General features: G+C 66.5%; 15 protein-coding genes and 1 pseudogene. 9 read left to right on the top strand and 7 right to left on the bottom strand.

Annotation, left to right across the window (positions count from 1 at the left end; translation table 11 throughout):
* Positions 1 to 282: 282 nt before the first annotated feature.
* Entirely contained in the window at positions 283 to 783 is a 501-nt protein-coding gene (locus ABD255_RS19330) for a DUF3237 domain-containing protein (RefSeq protein WP_344215798.1), read from the bottom strand.
* Positions 780 to 1,187, bottom strand: a complete 408-nt coding sequence (locus tag ABD255_RS19335) for a nuclear transport factor 2 family protein (RefSeq protein WP_344215800.1) — start codon at positions 1,185 to 1,187, stop codon at positions 780 to 782. The genes ABD255_RS19330 and ABD255_RS19335 overlap by 4 nt, the downstream gene beginning before the upstream one ends.
* 60 nt (positions 1,188 to 1,247) lie before the next feature.
* On the opposite strand from ABD255_RS19335, the gene ABD255_RS19340 reads away from it, so the two are divergent.
* On the top strand, positions 1,248 to 1,694 hold the full coding sequence (locus ABD255_RS19340) for a hypothetical protein (protein WP_344215802.1): 447 nt from the start codon (positions 1,248 to 1,250) through the stop codon (positions 1,692 to 1,694).
* A gap of 257 nt (positions 1,695 to 1,951) precedes the next feature.
* Positions 1,952 to 2,779, top strand: a complete 828-nt coding sequence (locus tag ABD255_RS19345) for a hypothetical protein (protein ID WP_344215804.1) — start codon at positions 1,952 to 1,954, stop codon at positions 2,777 to 2,779.
* Between the two features lie 581 nt (positions 2,780 to 3,360).
* On the opposite strand, the gene ABD255_RS19350 is transcribed toward ABD255_RS19345, so the two are convergent.
* The 5 genes from ABD255_RS19350 to ABD255_RS19370 all read right to left on the bottom strand — a co-directional run bounded on the left by ABD255_RS19350 (position 3,361) and on the right by ABD255_RS19370 (position 11,277).
* Positions 3,361 to 3,552 (bottom strand): hypothetical protein, encoded by a 192-nt coding sequence (locus ABD255_RS19350; protein WP_344215806.1) that lies wholly within the window; start codon positions 3,550 to 3,552, stop codon positions 3,361 to 3,363.
* 69 nt (positions 3,553 to 3,621) lie between these two features.
* Positions 3,622 to 4,047 carry a DUF3592 domain-containing protein gene (locus ABD255_RS19355; protein WP_344215808.1) on the bottom strand — a complete coding sequence of 142 codons (426 nt, stop codon included), beginning with the start codon at positions 4,045 to 4,047 and terminating at the stop codon, positions 3,622 to 3,624.
* A gap of 1,196 nt (positions 4,048 to 5,243) precedes the next feature.
* Positions 5,244 to 6,497 (bottom strand): MFS transporter, encoded by a 1,254-nt coding sequence (locus ABD255_RS19360; protein ID WP_344215810.1) that lies wholly within the window; start codon positions 6,495 to 6,497, stop codon positions 5,244 to 5,246.
* A 115-nt stretch (positions 6,498 to 6,612) separates the two neighbouring features.
* The gene (locus tag ABD255_RS19365; protein WP_344215812.1) at positions 6,613 to 9,471 is read right to left on the bottom strand and encodes a glycosyltransferase; all 2,859 of its coding nucleotides are present in this window, start codon (positions 9,469 to 9,471) and stop codon (positions 6,613 to 6,615) included.
* 363 nt (positions 9,472 to 9,834) lie between these two features.
* Entirely contained in the window at positions 9,835 to 11,277 is a 1,443-nt protein-coding gene (locus ABD255_RS19370) for an MFS transporter (protein WP_344215813.1), read from the bottom strand.
* 508 nt (positions 11,278 to 11,785) lie between these two features.
* Here ABD255_RS19370 and ABD255_RS19375 point away from each other — a divergent pair.
* From ABD255_RS19375 to ABD255_RS19405, 7 genes and pseudogenes are all read left to right on the top strand, one after another.
* Positions 11,786 to 12,089: pseudogene (locus ABD255_RS19375) on the top strand (metal-sensitive transcriptional regulator).
* Positions 12,090 to 12,395: 306 nt separating this feature from the next.
* On the top strand, positions 12,396 to 12,713 hold the full coding sequence (locus ABD255_RS19380; protein WP_344215815.1) for a metal-sensitive transcriptional regulator: 318 nt from the start codon (positions 12,396 to 12,398) through the stop codon (positions 12,711 to 12,713).
* A gap of 80 nt (positions 12,714 to 12,793) precedes the next feature.
* Complete coding sequence (locus tag ABD255_RS19385) at positions 12,794 to 13,081, top strand: heavy-metal-associated domain-containing protein (RefSeq protein WP_344215817.1); 288 nt, start codon at positions 12,794 to 12,796, stop codon at positions 13,079 to 13,081.
* Positions 13,082 to 13,297: 216 nt separating this feature from the next.
* Entirely contained in the window at positions 13,298 to 14,074 is a 777-nt protein-coding gene (locus ABD255_RS19390; RefSeq protein WP_344215819.1) for a hypothetical protein, read from the top strand.
* A 63-nt stretch (positions 14,075 to 14,137) separates the two neighbouring features.
* On the top strand, positions 14,138 to 16,426 hold the full coding sequence (locus tag ABD255_RS19395) for a heavy metal translocating P-type ATPase (protein ID WP_344215821.1): 2,289 nt from the start codon (positions 14,138 to 14,140) through the stop codon (positions 16,424 to 16,426).
* A gap of 201 nt (positions 16,427 to 16,627) precedes the next feature.
* Complete coding sequence (locus tag ABD255_RS19400; protein WP_344215823.1) at positions 16,628 to 17,362, top strand: AraC family transcriptional regulator; 735 nt, start codon at positions 16,628 to 16,630, stop codon at positions 17,360 to 17,362.
* Positions 17,359 to 17,778: hypothetical protein (locus ABD255_RS19405; protein ID WP_344215825.1), on the top strand; the 420-nt coding region annotated here is incomplete at its 3' end. The genes ABD255_RS19400 and ABD255_RS19405, both read left to right, overlap by 4 nt.

The following is a 17,778-nucleotide window of genomic DNA, read 5'->3' on the forward strand; positions in this document are numbered from 1 at the left end:
TCATTGCCTACTACCGGCCGCGGCGGATCGCCCTTGCTGAGCGCGGTGGCGATCGCGGTTGAGAAGTCGTTCCGGGTGCCCAAGCACGACCTGGAGGAGCCTCTGAGCTACCACCACAACCAACCACGAGTCCATCGATGCCCACCTGACCATCGTGTTCGGCGTACCGTCCAGATCCGCACTAGCCATTGATCTGAGATCTTGGATTTCAACGCCTGGACCTCGCCTGGTGGCGGTCCCACCGCGAACGACGCGTTACCTGTGGCAACCGGCGCAGTGCTGCTACAGAATCCGATACATCCGGTGATCGATGCGGCCGTGACCGTATTCGCCGTAGCCGACCACGACTAGTCCGCACAACCATGAGTAGCGCTCGTCGGATGTCTCGAACCGCGGCGTCGGTCGCACGTAGCTCTGGTCGACCGAAAGCCGCTCCCCATCGGCCAGACGCTGTCGACCATCAGCCGGGAACTGGAGTACTCCGTTCGACTCGTAGTGGATGAGGACGCCGTCGTGGGTGCGCAGGGTCGCGCGAACGTCCATGCGACTGATCCCGTCGGCTCCCAGCCATACCCAGTCGCCGCCTCCGGGCAGCATTTCGCCCCGGAATCCCGGCCCGTCGAAGCGGCCGCCCTTGGTCACGAAAGTCATACGGGTTCCGAGCGGGGTCGAGATCATCTGGGCGGGCTCTAGGTCGATGCTGAGATCGCAAAGATGCTCGACGGGCAACGCATCGAGCAGAGCTCGATCGAACAGTGGCGTGGTCGTGTCGGCGGCACTCATGCGGTCGTACCTCCGAACGCGGCCTTCAACTCGGCGAAGTCGAAGAAGGTGTCCTTCCGTGCGACGAGACCGTCGGACGCCACCTCGACGACGTCGAGGCAATGAACACCCCGACGATCTTCACCGGGCCGCTGGAACGTCAGCGTCCAGTCCAGAACCCAATGGCCGCTACCGAACAGCAGGCGTCGCTCATCAAAGCCGAAGCCCGGGTAGAGCTCAAAGACCTGCGCGAACTCACGACCCAGGGCCTCGCGCCCATGGACTGCGGCACCGCGACCATGGGCCTGGAACTGCGAGTCGGGTGTGTGTAGAGCAACGATCGCGTCGATGTCGTGCGCCTCCCAAGCGGCGAAATATCGCTTCGCGATCGCGGAAAGATCCAGGGTTGTCGACTGGGGTGCCATGACTTCTCCTCAGGTAGGGGACACCAACACTAAAGGGTACGAGTGTACATTGCAATACGTATGGTCGTATTAACCGATACGAATGTATCGATAGCTCATCCAGGCGACGCACGGCGATCGTCGAGTGCGCGATGCACACCGTCGATCGAGGTCGAGGGTCTGAGGCTCGGATGCCTCGCGGCGGATCTGCGCACCAGCAAGGGCGGCATCCAGTCCCTCCTCGGCACCAAGCAGGAACTCCAACTCTTGATCGCCCCTGCCGCATCGCAGGTCTTCGAGCGCGAGGTTTCGCTGCCCGCCGCGCGGCTGCCCGCCGCGCGGCTGCCCGCCGGGACCGCGCGACTGCGGGCGCTGACGTCGCTGTGGATCGACTACCGGGAGACATTCGAGGGCGGATACTTTTCGTTGCTGCCGCAAATGAACTCGACGGCGCGGTGTTCTGCTGAACTGTCGCGACAACAGCCACGAGTCAGAGGCCAAGAGCCACAGCCCGCAGGCCAGGAATGAGTGTCGTCCCGGTCAGATCGAAGAGCCGGTGTTAGGTGCGAACTGGCCGGCAGCGAAGGGTGCCCAACCCGCAAGCTCACATGGTGCTGCGAAGTAGGAGCCTGCCTGGCGATAGCCACTCCGCGGCGGAACCCGTGGGCAACTCCCCGCGTCGTACTGTTCGTCGGCCCACAATCGCACCTCACGGCCGAACGTGATCAATTCGACTGTAGTCAAACTGTCGGCTTGGCGAGCTCATGGTCCCTTACTCTGGGCCCGTGAGTGGCGATGTCCAGGTGTGGGTGGGTCCCCCGACAGAGTTGACCCTTCAGGTCGTCATCGGCCTTATCGTGGGCATGGCGGCACTCGTGCTGCTCGTGGTCGCACGGCGTCAGGGCAGACGATTTCGTATGCCGCCACCCCTGCCTCAGCAGGGGCCGCCGGCTTTCCCATCCGGGTCTGCGCCAGACGGACAATGGTTGCCGATGGCATCCGGTTTCCAGCAAACTCATACCATTCTCCCTCCTGCGCCGAGGAATAGGTCCCTCCTCACAGGCATCACGATCGCGGGCTTCATCGTCAGCGCCGCACTCCTGGGCTTCCATGTCGACACCGACGCATCTCCGGCAACTGGAGCGCAAGGCGGCTATCACATCGTCATCGCCGATACGGCCGGTGGTCTGCCGCAGGTCAAGCACGCCCCAGCGGTCGCTGCGCAGGCGGAGAAGCAGCGCCAAGCCGGATCACCAGTGCAGTGGGCCACCTACGCGCATCCGAAGTACCTTGCCTCGAAGGAAGGCACTTCGGTACCGCGGGCAGTCTTCCGCGGCGCGGACAGTGTCACAGATCCGGAGACCTTCGCTCGAACCTTCTTCGACGGACTCCGCGAGAAAGCTCCTCTGCTGAGTGGGGTCACCAGTTTCGATGCGGGACCACACGGCGGTCTCCTCCGTTGCGGGACCGTCGCAGTTCAGCAGACGACCGAGGCGCATTGTCTGTGGGCCGATACAAGCACATTCGGTCATTTGGCGATCACCGAGCTGACCGAGCGGGAAGCTGCCCAGCTCCTCGTGAAGATGCGGTCAGATCTCGAGAAGCCGCGATAGTAGACAGCCCCAGCAGGAATGGACACGGCAGGCATTCCTCATGTCGGAGCCTGCCCTGGCGTTCGTCGCCCAGAGGGTCGACGTCATTGCGACAATCTCAAGGGCTCAGATCGAACGGGCTCGACGCGCTGAGATCGGCCACCCGATCACCGAATCGGTGCGTGACCGCGATGCCTGGACTGTGCTGTCCGTGCTCGGCCGGATCGCGTTGCCGACTGGCGACCGCGAGCATGCCAACCAGTTGCACGAATGCGCCCGCCGCGCGAGCCGTCGCACAGGGCTGCAGGCTCCGCGGGGAGTTCAGCGAGCTGGGACTGGCCGTACGCGCACGGCGACAGAGACGGCTCGACGAGGCCGAGGCCTGGTTGCACAAGTGTCTGATCCAGGATCGGCGGCTCGAGTCCGACACGGCGATCTTCCTCATCCTAGCCGACTCACCATCGTTGTCAGCAGCAACGGAACGTGTACGCCGCCGACGAGCGAGCTCAACCTCCAACCGGGCCCGACTGAGCTCAGTGGCCAGCCGTGATCGGCATTGACAGACAGCGGTCGAACCTCGCAGCACTCTGCCCCCGCCCCGTTCAGCCGCCCCGTCTCCTGAGGCCGCCGCTGAAGACGACTCGCTTCCCTTCGGCGTCGGTGTAGCAGCCGTCCATCTGGGCGGTCCATTTGCATTGCGTCTTCGGTGTTGCGTAGATCTGCTTGCCAGCAGCATCGTACGCACGCACCGTGTAGGTCGGTGGAGCATCAGAGGTCTTATGGTCGTATTCCATCGGGTAGGGATCAGTCGTAGGCGACGCTCTGGCGCATTGCCGCGGCCCCATGCAGTGGGCGGCCAGGGATCACTTTCGCGCGGCGTAGTAGATGGCCCTGCCGATCATGAACGCAGCCCCAAGGCCGAACAATCCAGTCAGCGACAGGTACAGCGTGTCGTACTCCTGGAAGTCGCCGATCGCGACATCCTTCGGATCCGCAGGATCGTACCGGACCACCACCTCGCGGCCGACCACTCGGTCCTCGTATCCGCACTCGGAGGTCTTGGCGCTGAACTGCCGGCCGTCCGGCAGGACGTACTCCACCTTGATCGACCGGCGCTTCCTATGTTCGACAACGTCCACCACCGTTCCCCGGACGGACGGGGCATCCAGCGGAACGGACGAATCCAGCGCCAAGACAAGCATCCACGCGGAGACACCCACCATCAGGATCAGTCCCATGAGTTGAGCCCGAAAGCCGGGCGCGGCCTTGCCCAGCGACTGCTTTGCCATGGCTGGACACTAATGATCGCAGGGATCACACCCTGCTCCACCGAGGAGCAAAGTGACATGCTCTCCGGTCTTCGCCCAGGCCAGCCTGGTTGGTCTATCTGCGTCAACGCGACGACGCCCTCAAGGAGGTTGATTCAAAGGATCCACAGCCGGCAGGGGCCCCTGTGAATGCACCTGTTGTGCACCCGAATCAAGTCACCGCCCTGTTCTGCGATCTTCTTCAAGACGCGGTCCAGGCGCGGGATGCCGGGCTTGGTGACGCGCAGCATTTCGCGCAGCGCCTGTGCGGTGTCGTGCAGGTTGCGCAGCGCCGCAGAGAGCGCTCTAAAGAGGCGCACGATCAGGGCCCGTGGCCAGTTCCCGACCGGGCAGGCCGCGCTGACGTATCTCTACCTCGTAAGCCGATCACTGGCCCCAGTGGCGCCGGCCAGCACCATAGGCGATGTGGTGGAACCAGCGATCAACGCGTTCGCGATCACCTTCGGCGACGATTGTCAGCCGCCGAACCCACTAGTCAACCGCCGGAAACACAGTTGGCTTCACATACCCGGGCTGACCAACCGCGTTGCGCGGGTGCCAGATCTTTTCGAGCAGATCTGAAGTGTTGGCGAAGCTGCAGTGGAAATGGCAAGTTCTCCTGTGCGTGGCATCGACGCCGGTGTCCGACGTCGAGCCTGCGGCCGCAGGTGCTATCGGTGGAGGTGAAACATGAGTTCCAACCGCGACATGTGAGCTGTCTTGCTGGTGCAGGCCGGACTCGACGTCCGGCCTTCACCAATCGTCGATCGGCGAACCGTCGCGACGCACGGCGCTGAGTCGGCGGTCGCCGCGCTACTAGGAGGAGCAGGGCATGCTCGGCTCCGTGCGCACCGCCGGCGGTCATCGAGAGCACCCGGAGTGTGCAGTGCTCAGGTGATCCTCGTCCAGCAACTGTTCGCGGCCGGTCTCCACAGCGAGAAGATCCTAGAGAGCCTTGCGTGCCGCCACAGGTTCTGCGAACGAACAAGCAACGCCAAGCGCACGTACGATCTGAATGCTGCCGGATCGACGCGACGATCAGTGATCTGATCCGCTCTCGAGTGCGATTCTCGGCGACATCATCCGCGCCGCGTCGGACACAACGGCAGCACACCGGTGACCGCCGGCCAGGACGGCCTGTGCGTCGAAGCTCGTTGAGCCGGCGCGGAGCACCCAACTCATGAACACCGGAGCGACGAATCGCTCGATACGCGGCTGATGTTGCCTGAGCCATGCCACATCACCGCTAGCGGGATCGCGGCCAGGACTCCGGCGAGCCCGAACCACCCGACGGTCTGGACCGCGTCGGTGCGGTCCGCGATCGCGCCCGCCAAGAGCGGGCTGAGGCCGGTGCCAGTTGTCAGGCCTGCATTGGACAGACCAAGGATCTTGCCGCGCCGGGAGTCAGGGGTCCGGAGGGTGATCGCCGCAGTCGCCTGCATCACCACGCTCGTTCCCAGTGCACCGGCGAGCACAAAGAGCATGACAGAAAGAAGCAGTCCAGGCCTCAACAGGCAGATCGCCACCGGCACCGCGGCGGCGACGACGAGTGGCCCCAGAAGTTTGCTGCGCCACGACTCTGGCACCCATCGGCTGAAGGCTACTGCGCCGACGATGCTGCCTAGCGGATCCGCAGCCAGAATCAGCCCAGCAGTGACCGCGTCTCCCCCGAGCAGAACGGCGTACGGAACGGCCAAGCCTTCGTAGACAGTCACCAACGCCATCAGCCAGAGCATCAGTACGAGGGTTCGCATCTCCCGCTCACCGAACAGCAGGCGCCAGGACTGTCGCATCGATGCTCGCGAACTCCACCGCCGACTTGACAGGTCCTCGGCCGACCGATCGGCGGCGGGCCGTGGTGTGAGCAGGATTCGAATCAGCAAGGCCGAAGCGAAGAACGACAACCCATCAAGGACCAGCACTACGTGGGGGTTGAACAGAGCGATCAGCAACCCGCCGCCGGCGAACCCGACCATCTGAAAGAACTGGATGGTGACGCTGCGGATCGCCAGACCGGTCAGATAACGCTCCTCGCCGAGCACCTCTGGGAGCAACGCCAGCTGCGCGGACTTGAACACTGGCTGCAGTAGCGACACCACCCCAACCAGCACACAACACGTCCAGAACGGCATTCCAGGGATCGCCACCGGCAGAATCAGGGCACCCCTCAGTCCGTCGATCCATACCATCAACTCGCGCCGCGGGACGCGATCAGCCAGGCTGGTCAGGGCAATCCCGCCGAGCAAGGACGGGACGAACGTCAACGCGTACGCCAGTGCGGTCAGAGCCGCCGAGCCAGTGTCGGAGAAGACCAGCACCGACAATGCGACGCGAGCCAGCTGATCACCAACGACAGACTGACCTTCCGCGAGCCAGATGGCGCGGAACTCGCGCACTCCGAACACTTCCCGGTAGCTGACGTTCGGCGCCATCAACCGCTCCTCACTGCTCTTCCCCTCTCTGCGCTCGCAGGGTAACTGGGATGAAGTCGACTCGACCGTCCTTTCGACGACACTCGAAGAAACCCACGACTGCGACAGCCGCGGATCATCCTTGCTGCCCAGTCCCGGGCGTCCCGGCTTGTCTGGAGGCGTGCCAGTTCGTCTCCGGGAGCTCGGGTGGGCCGGGGAGGAGTTTGCGGACGGTGGTGGCGCCCTCGGCGTACGCGGCGTCGGGCAGCTCGCCGAGAACGTCGGCGTACACGGACCGGATGACCTCGGCCTGCGCGGCCCAGGAGAAGCGGTGCAGCAGGTGCGGGTCGTCGGCGATGCGCTTCGCGATGCGGTCGCGGTCGGCGAGGACCGTCCGGACCGCCTGCACGAGGCTGTCCACGTCGCCCGCGGTGTGGACCGCGCCGAGGTCGAGTTCGCTCACCAGGTCGGCCTGCGCCGGGGTGTCGCTGGTGATGATCGGGAGCCCGGCTGCGATGTACTCGCAGAACTTGTTCGTCACCGCGATGTCGTGGTTGGGCGCGTGCAGCAGCGGGCTGAGGCCGATGCTGGCCGAGCGCAGGTACAGCGGCACGACCTCGGCCGCGACGAACGGCGCCAGGTGCACGCGATGGCTCACGCCCAGTTCGGCGGCGCGGGCCTGCAGTTCCGCGGTGACGGAGTTGGCCTGCGCGACGATCGCGAGGTGTACGTCGGGCAGCTGCGGCAGGGCCTCGACGACCGTTCCGACGCCGCGCGCACGGTTGACGCCGCCGCCGTACACCAGGAGCGGGATGTCCTCGGACAGCTGCAGCAGGTCCCGCAGGCCCTTGACGTCGGCATCCTCCGGCGGCTCGACCGGCGCGTTCAGGACGACGTCGGGCAGACCGGCGAGCTTGTGGTCGCGCTGCAGCCAGTGCGCCAGCGGCTCCGACACGGTGATGACGCGGTCGGCGTCACGGATGAACTCGCGCTCGAGATCGGCGTACGCCGCGACCCGGCGCGGAGCCACCACCGGTACGCCGGGGATGTACTCGTGGGCGTCGTAGATGATCTTGATCGTGCGCCCGTCGAGGGCCGCCCGATGTGCGGCGCGGGCCGCGATGCCGAGCATGAACACGTCGTGCACGTGGATGACCTCGATCATGAGGCGGTCGAGCAGCGGGCCGAGCGTCAGCTCCTGGTCGACCAGTTCCGGCATCACCCGTCGCCAGCGGCCCGACGGGAGGCGGCGGTGCAGGGCGAGGAGCAGCTCCCGGCGCTTGCCGATGCCGAGGTCGGTGAGGTCGGCCGGGGCCGTGGGGCGGCGGACGAAGTACGCACGAGCCTGCAGTACGGCGCGGTGCAGCCGCAGCGTCCGCCAACGCACTGCCCGCTGGAGTCGATCGAGCAACGAAACCCCACGGAGGCCGGAACGCGCGGCGCGGTCGTGGTCGCGGCGGTCGCGGCCGCGTGCGGCGCGCAGCTCGCGGCTCGCGTACTGCCAGCGGCTGTAGGCCAGCAGGTACTCGGCCTCCGAGCTGAACCACGGCTTCAGGTTGACCTTCAGGCTGGCCCGGACGTTCGCCAACCGCTTGCGCCACCCCGTCAGCAGCACCCGCGACGGGATCGGCGGGCACAACACCTGCACCTTGCCGAACTGGCGCACACCCCGCAGCCTGCGCCCCGGAATGCCGATGCACGTGACATCGAGATCCCAGTTCGCCACCGTCTGCGCGTACTTGAGCACCCGCGAGTCGCTGACGATGTCGTTGCCCGCCATCATCACGACCTTCGGCCGGATCCAGGACGGCCTCCAGCCGGCCGGCACCGGCGTCGACTCCTCCACGAACGGCGCCAGCGCCTCGGCCGACCAGCGGCCGTCGTGCACCCGCTCGACGTACGCCGGCCCGCGCGCGGCGATCTCACGCGCCTTCGCCGGCTGCGCGATCAGATCGAGGACCACCTGCTCGACGGTGTCCGGCGTCGCACCGACGATCGGCAGCTCGAGCCCGGTGCCGGCAGCCACGCGGTCCCGGACATGCTGCGCGATGTGGCCCACCACGACCCGCCCCGCCGCCATCGCCTCGCACGCGGCGACGCCGTAGCTCCCGATCCGGAACTGGTCGAGGACGATGTCCGCGTCGCGGTACACGGCCGGCATGTCCGCCGGGTCGACGCCCTCGACCCGGCGGTACGTAATGAGACCACGCTCGGCCAGCCGCTCCATGATCGGATCGATCAGCTCCGAGCCCTTCATGTGCGACTTGCTCGGCGCATGAGCCACGACGGGCTTCGCGCGCTCGAGCACCGGCGCGTCGCTGCGCCACGTGTCGACGTCGACGATCACCGGGCACCACACGGCGTTCGGAACGTAGTCGAACAGATCAGGCGTGGAGACGTACACCGGTCCCGGGTACGACGTGAACAGCTCGACGGCCCGCGTGGCGTTGCGTTCGAGCAGGTCGACGTGCTCGTCCTCGAGGTCGGGGAACGGCGACCACGGCTCGGTCTGGACATGCCGGCTGGGAATACGTACGTCGGACCCGTGCGCAATGAGTCCCACCCGCAGCCCCTTCGCGAGCAGGTGCGGGATCTCCGAGGACCCGTCCGGCCCGTGCAGCGGACCGAAGATCGGGCGGGCCGCCTCCATCAACACGTGCGTGTAGTGGCCCACGACATGGTTGTAGAAGTTCAGCCGCCACCGGGGATTGCGCCGATACGTCCGCGCCGGTACACCGTAGTCCACCGGGTAATCCAGAACGCCACGGAAGAACGCGAACGAGGTCGCCTTGGCACTCGGCACCCGCCCCTCGATCGCCCGCGCCCACCGACTGCCCTGCCCCGCAAAGTTGGCCGGACCCACAAGCACCCGAACCGCCGCATCCAGCCGCCCCGGCATCCCGTCCCGCCGAGCCGGCCTCTCGCCCCGGCCAGCCGACGCACCACCCGCAGCCGCCGCCCCGACATCCCGGCGCCCGTCGTTCTTCCGCCTCACGGTCGTGTCCCCCACTTCTCAAGAGATCGCTCGGCCGGGACAGCGGCTGCCGACCGGTCCGTGAGCTGAAGACGGCGGCCCACATGATTCCCATGTCGACACCATGCAGTGCGATTGATCAGCATCCGCCTCCGAGTCCACTGGCCAGAAGCCCCTCGGACTCACCCAGTTAGATGTCGCGGACGTCCTCCTTCGTTGCAGGGCCGCGTTCGCTTCGACCTGCATCTAATCGTTTGGCGACTGTGATATGGCCCGATTCAAACTGGCGACGTGAGCAAACTTCAGCTTCAAGCCGACCCCTGGGCAGACAAGGACCGGCACTGCTGACGGTTCTCTTGTCAGCAGTGCCGGCCGTCATCGTCCTCAGGACTGCTTCGCGGCGGAGGTGCCGGTGGTGATGGGTTCTTCGGCCTGACGAGTGCGGAGCGTCACAGCGGCGATCACCGCACCCACCAAGGCGATCAATCCCGCCCCGAGGAAGGCGAACGAGAAACCGTCGGTGAGCGCAGCCACGTCACCCAACTGGTCAGCGCCATACGAAGCCGCAACGGCGGTCATGGCAGCCAACCCCAATGCGGAACCGACCTGGTAGCTCGTATTGACGATTCCTGCGGCGAGGCCGCCTTCCTCGGGCCTGGCGGACGAGATGGCCGTACCGAGCGACGGGATGAAGGCGAGCGACATGCCGAGCGCGGCGACCAGCGAGGCCGGCAGTACGTCGACCCAGAAGTTGCCGTTCGGCCGGATCAAGGACAGCCACCCCATCCCGGCAGCGAGGACGACCAGACCGGTCACGATCATTGCCTTGGGCCCGAATCGGTTGATCGCTCGCGGCGCCAGGGCGATCATCCCGATCATGATCAGAATGGTCATCGGCAGCAGCGCTGCCCCGGACGGAAAGGCACTGTAACCAAGAACCTGCTGCAGGTACAGGTTGAGGAAGAACCACATCGGGATCCACGCACCGCCAAGCAGCACCTGGGCCAGGTTGGCCGCACCAAGGTTCGGAGTACGGAAGATGCTCAGCCGCATCAACGGTTCACGACGGGACGCCTGGACTGCGAGGAAGATCCCGAGCAGGACAACCGCGCCCGCGAGAACGCCCCACGTCTCCACGGATCCCCAGCCCACCTCCGGCGCTCGGACGATGGCGTAGACCGCCGCACCGAGACCTCCCGTGACGGTGAGAGCGCCGACCACGTCGACGGCACCTCTCGCTCCGAGACCACCAGCCGGCATCAGCGCCGGCGCGGCGATCAGCGCGATGGCCGCGATCGGGATGTTGATGTAGAAGACCCAGGGCCAGGACACGTACTCAGTGATCACGCCGCCGAGGAAGACGCCTGCCGTACCCCCGGCCGGGGCCGCGGCGCCGTACAGTGCCAGCGCCTTGGTCAGTTCGCGGGGGTCCGAACCGAACAGCATCATCAGCAGGGTGAGCGCCGACGGCGCGATGAGAGCGGCGCCGACGCCCTGGACGGCGCGGCCGGTCAGCTCGACGCCGACTGTGCCGGCGAGACCGGCAACGGCGGACCCGATCAGCAGGATCGCCCAGCCTGCGCTGAACATCCGACGGGCGCCGAAGAGATCGGAGAGGCGACCGCCGAGCAGGAGCAGGCCGCCGAAGGCGACCACATAGGCATTGAAGACCCAGGACAGATTCTCCTGCGAGAACCCGAGGTCTTCCTGGATGCGGGGCAGGGCCACCCCGATGATCGACGTGTCCATGATGACCATGAACTGAGCTGCGGCGATGAGCGCCAGAGCCCACCACCGCCGCGAGGAAGGAGGAGATGCAACGGACATTTTGATTACCTCTTACCAGTAAAGGGGCGCCTGACAGCTTCTGGTCAGGCGGGTATTGATTTGAGGGCTTGGGACCTGGATCGACTGAGCGTCGGCGAGACCGCGCGATGATACCCTACCAGGGTACCGTTATAATACAACCGTGCGCCAAGGCCGGGGCTTCACGGACTGGGACGAGTCCAGCGTCGAGGCGCGGCACTTCCGGCGGATGCCTTCTCTGCTTCTGGATCATCCGCCAAGCCGGACTCGTTGCCGCCTACACAGCGATCTGTTCGTCCCGATCGCGGGCTCCTTTATCCGGCGTGCTGTGGCTCGACGAGCCCGTGCCACCCGGCCTGATCCTCGGCGCCACCGTCATCCTCACCGCGGTTGGCCTCCTGAAGGGTTCCGCCCGCACGCAACACCAGTCCGCCGGCGGTCCTCAACAAGGAAAGTAGCGCCGCAGGTGAACCGCGGGGAGGTTCCCTATCCCCGTATCCTGTAAACCCAGGGAACGGAAGGGACCAGGATGAAGGACGCGAAACACGCTCACCATGGCTACATCGACAACAAGGAGGACTACCTCAAGCGACTCCGCCGGATCGAGGGCCAGTCCCGAGGTCTGCAGCGGATGGTCGAGGAGGAGCAGTACTGCATCGACATCCTGACCCAGGTGTCAGCCATGACGCAAGGCTCTCCAGAACGTGGCCCTCGGCTTGCTCGGTGAGCACTTGAGCCACTGCGTCGTGCAGGCAGCTGCCGCTGGTGGACGAGAGGCTGACGAGAAGATCAAGGAAGCCAACGACGCCATCGCGAGACTCGTCCGGTCCTGACGGATACGCCGGCCGCGATCAAACCCGCCATCCCTCACTCGACCCGCTCCCCTGTTGCTCGGAACGCATGCCGGGCGGCTACTCATGCCTTTCTCCACCCGAATAGCGGCGATGTCCGCAAAGGACAGGAACGGGCATTCGATACCGCGGCACTCGTTCGTCCTCAGGCCTGAACCGGCTCGCCGTCCGCCTAAGACCAGCGCAGCCCGGCCCGACCATCGCACAGATTCTGACTCGTACCCCCTAGGGGTAACTTGGGTCACACGATCTCGCCTTCCGGTACCCTAGGGGGGTAGGGTTGCCGTCATGGACGGCGTAGGCATTAGCGACACGGCAGCCGGGCACAGCTACATCGGCGACAAGAACAGCTATCTCAGTCAGCTGCGTCAGATCGAGGAACAGGTGCGCGGCGTGCACCGGATGGTCCAGAACGAGACGTACTGCATCGACGTTCTCGCCGAGGTGTCTGCCATGGCCATGGCGCTGGAAGCTGTCTCCTTGGGCCTGCTCGACGACCATCTGGCTCACTGTGTGGCCGGCGCCGCCGCCGCCAGTGGACTCGAGGCCGCCGAACTGAAAGTGAAAGAAGCCTCTGACGCCATCGCCCGGCTCGTCCGCTCCTGACCAGCAATACGTACGACGTACCAACAAACCTCCCCCGCCGATCGGCGAGGGACGAACCACCCTGAGAGGACCTCATAGCCATGTGTAACTCCTGCAGCTGCGGCACGAACACCAACACCACAACGGATGTCGCCATCGACGAGTCGGCCGCCACGGGTTCGACCGTGAACACCTACACAGTGGCCGGAATGACCTGCGGCCACTGCGTGAGCTCGGTGAGCTCCGAGGTCGGTGGGATCGGAGGTGTTACCTCAGTCGACGTCGACCTGGCCAGCGGCGCGGTGAAGGTCACCAGTGCCACACCGCTCGACCGTGAGACCGTCCGTGCCGCCGTCGAGGAAGCCGGCTACGCACTCGTCCAGAACTAGTTCCCTACGCACTGATCACCCGACTCGACCAGGGGACTCACAATGAAGACGTCTTTCAAGATCACCGCATTCGCTACCGGCCTCGCGGCCGCGTTCGGTGCCGCGCTCGGCGTGGGCTCCCTGGTCGGGCCCGTGGCATCGGCAACTGATCAACCACACGCACAGCACGAGCCAGCCGGAAGTACCGCCTCCGCCGGCGAGCTACCGGGAGGACTGATGATTTCCGAACAGGGATACACACTCGATCTCGCTGCGTCGGCGCTTCCCGCCGGGCCCGCCACCGAGCTGCGGTTCCATATCCGCGGCGCGGACGGGAAGCCTGTCACGCAGTACCAGAAGAGCCACGACAAGGACCTGCACTTGATCGCGGTACGCCGGGACCTGACCGGCTTCCAGCACCTCCATCCCGTACTCGCCGCCGACGGCACCTGGTCGGTGCCGCTCGCCCTGACCGCGGGACAATGGCGCGTGTTCGCGGACTTCGTCCCGGCCGGCGGTGAAGGACTGACCCTCGGCGCCGACCTGGCCGTGGCCGGGAGTTACACGCCGCAGCCGCTCCCCGAGCAGGTCGCGACCGCACAGGTCGACGGCTACACCGTCACACTGAACGGCACTCTGGAGCCGGGGGCCTCGTCGCAGCTCACCTTGTCGGTCAGCCGTGACGGAGAACCGGTCACCGACCTCCAGCCCTATCTCGGGGCCTACGGCCACCTGGTCGCGCTGCGAGACGGCGACCTCGCCTACCTGCACGTTCACCCGGCCGGCGAACCCGGCGACGGCGCCACCAAGCCCGGCCCCGACATCACCTTCCACACGACCACGCCGAGCGCCGGCTCGTACCGGCTGTTCCTCGACTTCCAGCACCAGGGCAAGGTCCGCACCGCGGCCTTCACCGTCCACACCAACCCTGCCTCGACCACTCCGGATCCCACTCCGAGCCCGACGGCCGGCGCAAGCTCACACGAGCACGGCAACGGCGGCAGCCACGGCTGAGCCGCCACCCGGACGACGTCATCACCCCACGCCTCTCACTATGCCCGAGAAGGAGCTTCACGAATGAGTACCGTCGAGAAAACCTCACGCGCCGACAGCGCTGAGCAGCGGATCGAACTGGCGATCGGCGGCATGACGTGTGCCTCCTGCGCGGCCCGGATCGAGAAGAAGCTCAACAAGGTCGACGGCGTGACCGCAACCGTCAACTACGCCACCGAAAAGGCGCTGGTCACCGTTGACGGCAACGCTGTGACCGTCGACGACCTGGTCACCGTCGTGGAGAACACCGGCTACACCGCCACCGTCCCTACCGCGCCCGGCGCCGAGGACACCAACACTCCCGACGAGGTGGATCCCACCCAGCCGCTGCGTCAACGTCTGGTGTTCTCCGCGCTGTTGACTGTGCCGGTGGTCGCGCTGGCCATGGTGCCCGCGCTGCAGTTCACCTACTGGCAGTGGATCTCCCTCACATTGGCGGCGCCGGTCGTGGCGTGGGGAGCCTGGCCCTTCCACCGGGCCGCCTGGACCAACCTGCGCCACGGCGCGTCCACCATGGACACGCTGATCTCCGGCGGCACCCTCGCCGCGCTCGGCTGGTCGCTGTACGCGCTGCTGTTCGGCTCCGCGGGCACTCCTGGCATGACCCACCCGTTCCAGTTCACCATCGGCCGCACCGACGGCGCCGGCAACATCTACCTCGAGGCCGCCGCCGCGGTCACGACGTTCGTCCTGGCCGGCAGATACTTCGAGGCCCGCGCCAAGCGCCGCGCCGGCTCCGCCCTGCGGGCACTACTCCAGCTCGGCGCGAAGGACGTCGCCGTACTCCGCGACGGCGCGGAAGTCCGGATCAGCACGGAGCAACTGGCCGTCGCGGATCTGTTCGTGGTTCGGCCCGGCGAGAAGATCGCCACCGACGGCGTCATCGAGGAAGGCTCGTCCGCGGTCGACGCCTCGATGCTCACCGGCGAGTCCGTCCCGGTCGAGGTCGGCCCCGGTGACAGCGTGGTCGGCGCCACCGTGAACGCCGGCGGCCGTCTCGTCGTCCGCGCGACCCGCGTCGGCGCCGACACCCAGCTGGCCCAGATGGCCAAGCTGGTCGAGGCCGCCCAGACCGGCAAGGCGCAGGTCCAACGCCTCGCCGACCGCATCTCAGGAGTCTTCGTACCGATCGTGCTCGCGCTGTCCGCGGCCACCCTGGGGTTCTGGCTCGGCACCGGATCCGGCGCCGAGGCCGCTTTCACCGCCGCGGTCGCGGTCCTGATCATCGCCTGCCCCTGCGCCCTCGGGCTGGCTACGCCGACGGCGCTGATGGTTGGTACCGGGCGCGGTGCCCAGCTGGGCATCCTGATCAAGGGTCCCGAGGTGCTGGAGTCCACCCGCGGCATCGACACCGTCGTCCTCGACAAGACCGGCACCGTCACCACCGGCAGCATGTCCCTCACGGACGTCATCGCCGCCCCCGGCGAGAACGCCGCCCAGGTCCTGCGCCTCGCCGGCGCGATCGAGCACGCCTCCGAACACCCCATCGCCCAGGCGATCGCCACAGCCGCCGTCGACCAAACCGGTGACCTGCCGCCGGTCGAGGACTTCACCAACCTCGAAGGCCTCGGCGTCCAGGGCGTCGTCAACACCGGCGACCGCACCCACGCCGTACTCGTCGGGCGCCCACGCCTGCTTGCCGAATGGTCCCAGCACCTGCCCGTCGAGCTCGAGAGGGCCAAGGCAGCAGCCGAAGCAGGCGGTGGCACCGCCGTCGCGGTCGGCTGGGACGGCAAGGCACGGGGGGTCATCGTGGTCGCCGACGCCGTCAAGCCCACGTCGGCCGAGGCGATCCGCCAGCTGCGCAGCCTCGGGCTCACCCCGGTACTGCTCACCGGCGACAACGAAACCGTCGCCGGGGCCGTCGCAGCCGAAGTCGGGATCGACCAGGTCATCGCCGAGGTACTCCCCCAGGACAAGGCCGACGTCGTACGCCGACTGCAGGGCGAGGGCAAGGTCGTCGCCATGGTCGGTGACGGGGTGAACGACGCCCCGGCACTGGCCCAGGCCGACCTCGGGCTGGCGATGGGCACCGGGACCGATGTGGCGATCGAAGCCGCCGACCTCACCCTCGTCCGCGGCGACCTCCGGGCCGTACCGGACGCCATCCGGCTGTCCCGCCGCACTCTCGGCACCATCAAGGGCAACCTGTTCTGGGCCTTCGCCTACAACGTCGCAGCCCTCCCCCTGGCTGCCGCCGGCCTCCTCAACCCGATGCTGGCCGGCGCCGCGATGGCGTTCAGCTCGGTCTTCGTCGTCAGCAACAGCCTGAGGCTCCGCGGCTTCCGGACCCTCACCAGCCCCGGGAACTGACCGGCCAAACGCCGCAGCGGGTGCCAACTGGCACCCGCTGCGCTGACATTCAGCCAGCTGAGTGCATGCCCGTCAGGATGACGGCGACAAGTCGGCCCGCGAACAGATCCATCAGCCGGCGCTCGACGTACCCCAACATGAGTTCGCCGCCGCTCATGGTCCAGGCTTTGGAAATCGCGCTGGTGGGGTGAGGATTGGGTGGTGACCACACCAACTGCTCGGCGGCTTGGGCTGAGGCCCGCACACCGGTTTCCGCGGCATGCGCATGAGGGCTGGTCGTTCGGCTTGGTGTATACGGGATCGGTTCGTCTGTGGAGTGCGGGTACCTGGTTCCAGGCGAGCCACGGACTGGCGACCGTCCTCCCGCCCGGGGAGGTCCACGAAGGTGTGGCCGAGCAACGCACAGGGCTTAGCTATGCGACCGTCTCCGCCCCGGAGCACTTCGTTGCCGAGGCCATCGGTACGGGCCAGACTCCGTCCTTCGAGCGGCTGGTCCCGGCCGATCGGATCCGTCGCCTGGTCGTCGCCGCGTGGCATACAGCGCCCGAAGAACGGAGGGAAGCGATAATTGCCGCAATCGCCGAGATCTTTCCCGATGCGGGAGCCCAGCGCACTCCACGGCGAGCGTCCGATCTGGTGGTCGCCGCTAAGCGTGCACTCGACGCCGACTTCCTGCAGGCGGTCAACGTGCGGTCCCTCGCCGAGCGCCTGGACGTCACGCCGCCCACGCTGATCCGCAGTTTCCATGAGTATGTAGGACTGCCGCCGTACGCCTATGTGCTCTCGCGTCGGGTCGACCTCGCTCGGCAACTGCTCGACAGCGGTGTGCCGCCGGCAGAGGCAGCTCAGCGGGCGGCGTTCTACGACCAGGCGCACCTCAATCGCCATTTCGTCCGCTTGGTCGGAGTGCCACCCGGCAGCTACCTGAGAAGTTGACCGTCAACATCGTCCAAGACGATCCGTTGCGTGCTCGACAAAGTGTGGCCATGGACGACCCGGGAAACCCTCTACGTTTGTCGACGGCCGAGATGCAGCAACTTGGCCGGGCCGCGACCGAACTGCTCACCGAGCGGCTGGAAAACCTACGCGACCGGCCGGTTGCGGCGCGCTGGTCGCGGATCGACCTTGAGGATCTGCTCGATGAACCGATTCCGATGCAATCGCAGGACCCGCTGGACGTGCTACGGCGGGTAGCCACCGACATTCTGCCAGCCTGCGCGGCAACGGACCATCCAAGGTTCTTCTCGTATGTCCCTGGCCCGGGCAACTTTGTCGGGGCGGTGGCCGACTTCTTGGCATCAGGTGCCAATGTGTTCGCCGGGCATTGGCTGGTCGGTGCCGGCGCAGCACAG

This window comes from Kribbella sancticallisti (genome assembly GCF_039530625.1).
Taxonomy (GTDB): Bacteria; Actinomycetota; Actinomycetes; order Propionibacteriales; family Kribbellaceae; genus Kribbella; species Kribbella sancticallisti.

What these genes read in the sequence shown, in the direction of transcription:
- ABD255_RS19360 (WP_344215810.1), bottom strand. Translation starts at nt 6,497, where the DNA reads ATGGCGCCGAACGTCAGCTACCGGGAAGTGTTCGGAGTGCGCGAGTTC.
- ABD255_RS19395 (WP_344215821.1), top strand. Translation starts at nt 14,138, where the DNA reads ATGAGTACCGTCGAGAAAACCTCACGCGCCGACAGCGCTGAGCAGCGG.
- ABD255_RS19355 (WP_344215808.1), bottom strand. Translation starts at nt 4,047, where the DNA reads ATGGCAAAGCAGTCGCTGGGCAAGGCCGCGCCCGGCTTTCGGGCTCAA.
- ABD255_RS19385 (WP_344215817.1), top strand. Translation starts at nt 12,794, where the DNA reads ATGTGTAACTCCTGCAGCTGCGGCACGAACACCAACACCACAACGGAT.
- ABD255_RS19330 (WP_344215798.1), bottom strand. Translation starts at nt 783, where the DNA reads ATGAGTGCCGCCGACACGACCACGCCACTGTTCGATCGAGCTCTGCTC.
- ABD255_RS19340 (WP_344215802.1), top strand. Translation starts at nt 1,248, where the DNA reads ATGGTCGTATTAACCGATACGAATGTATCGATAGCTCATCCAGGCGAC.
- ABD255_RS19335 (WP_344215800.1), bottom strand. Translation starts at nt 1,187, where the DNA reads ATGGCACCCCAGTCGACAACCCTGGATCTTTCCGCGATCGCGAAGCGA.
- ABD255_RS19370 (WP_344215813.1), bottom strand. Translation starts at nt 11,277, where the DNA reads ATGTCCGTTGCATCTCCTCCTTCCTCGCGGCGGTGGTGGGCTCTGGCG.
- ABD255_RS19350 (WP_344215806.1), bottom strand. Translation starts at nt 3,552, where the DNA reads ATGGAATACGACCATAAGACCTCTGATGCTCCACCGACCTACACGGTG.
- ABD255_RS19380 (WP_344215815.1), top strand. Translation starts at nt 12,396, where the DNA reads ATGGACGGCGTAGGCATTAGCGACACGGCAGCCGGGCACAGCTACATC.
- ABD255_RS19390 (WP_344215819.1), top strand. Translation starts at nt 13,298, where the DNA reads ATGATTTCCGAACAGGGATACACACTCGATCTCGCTGCGTCGGCGCTT.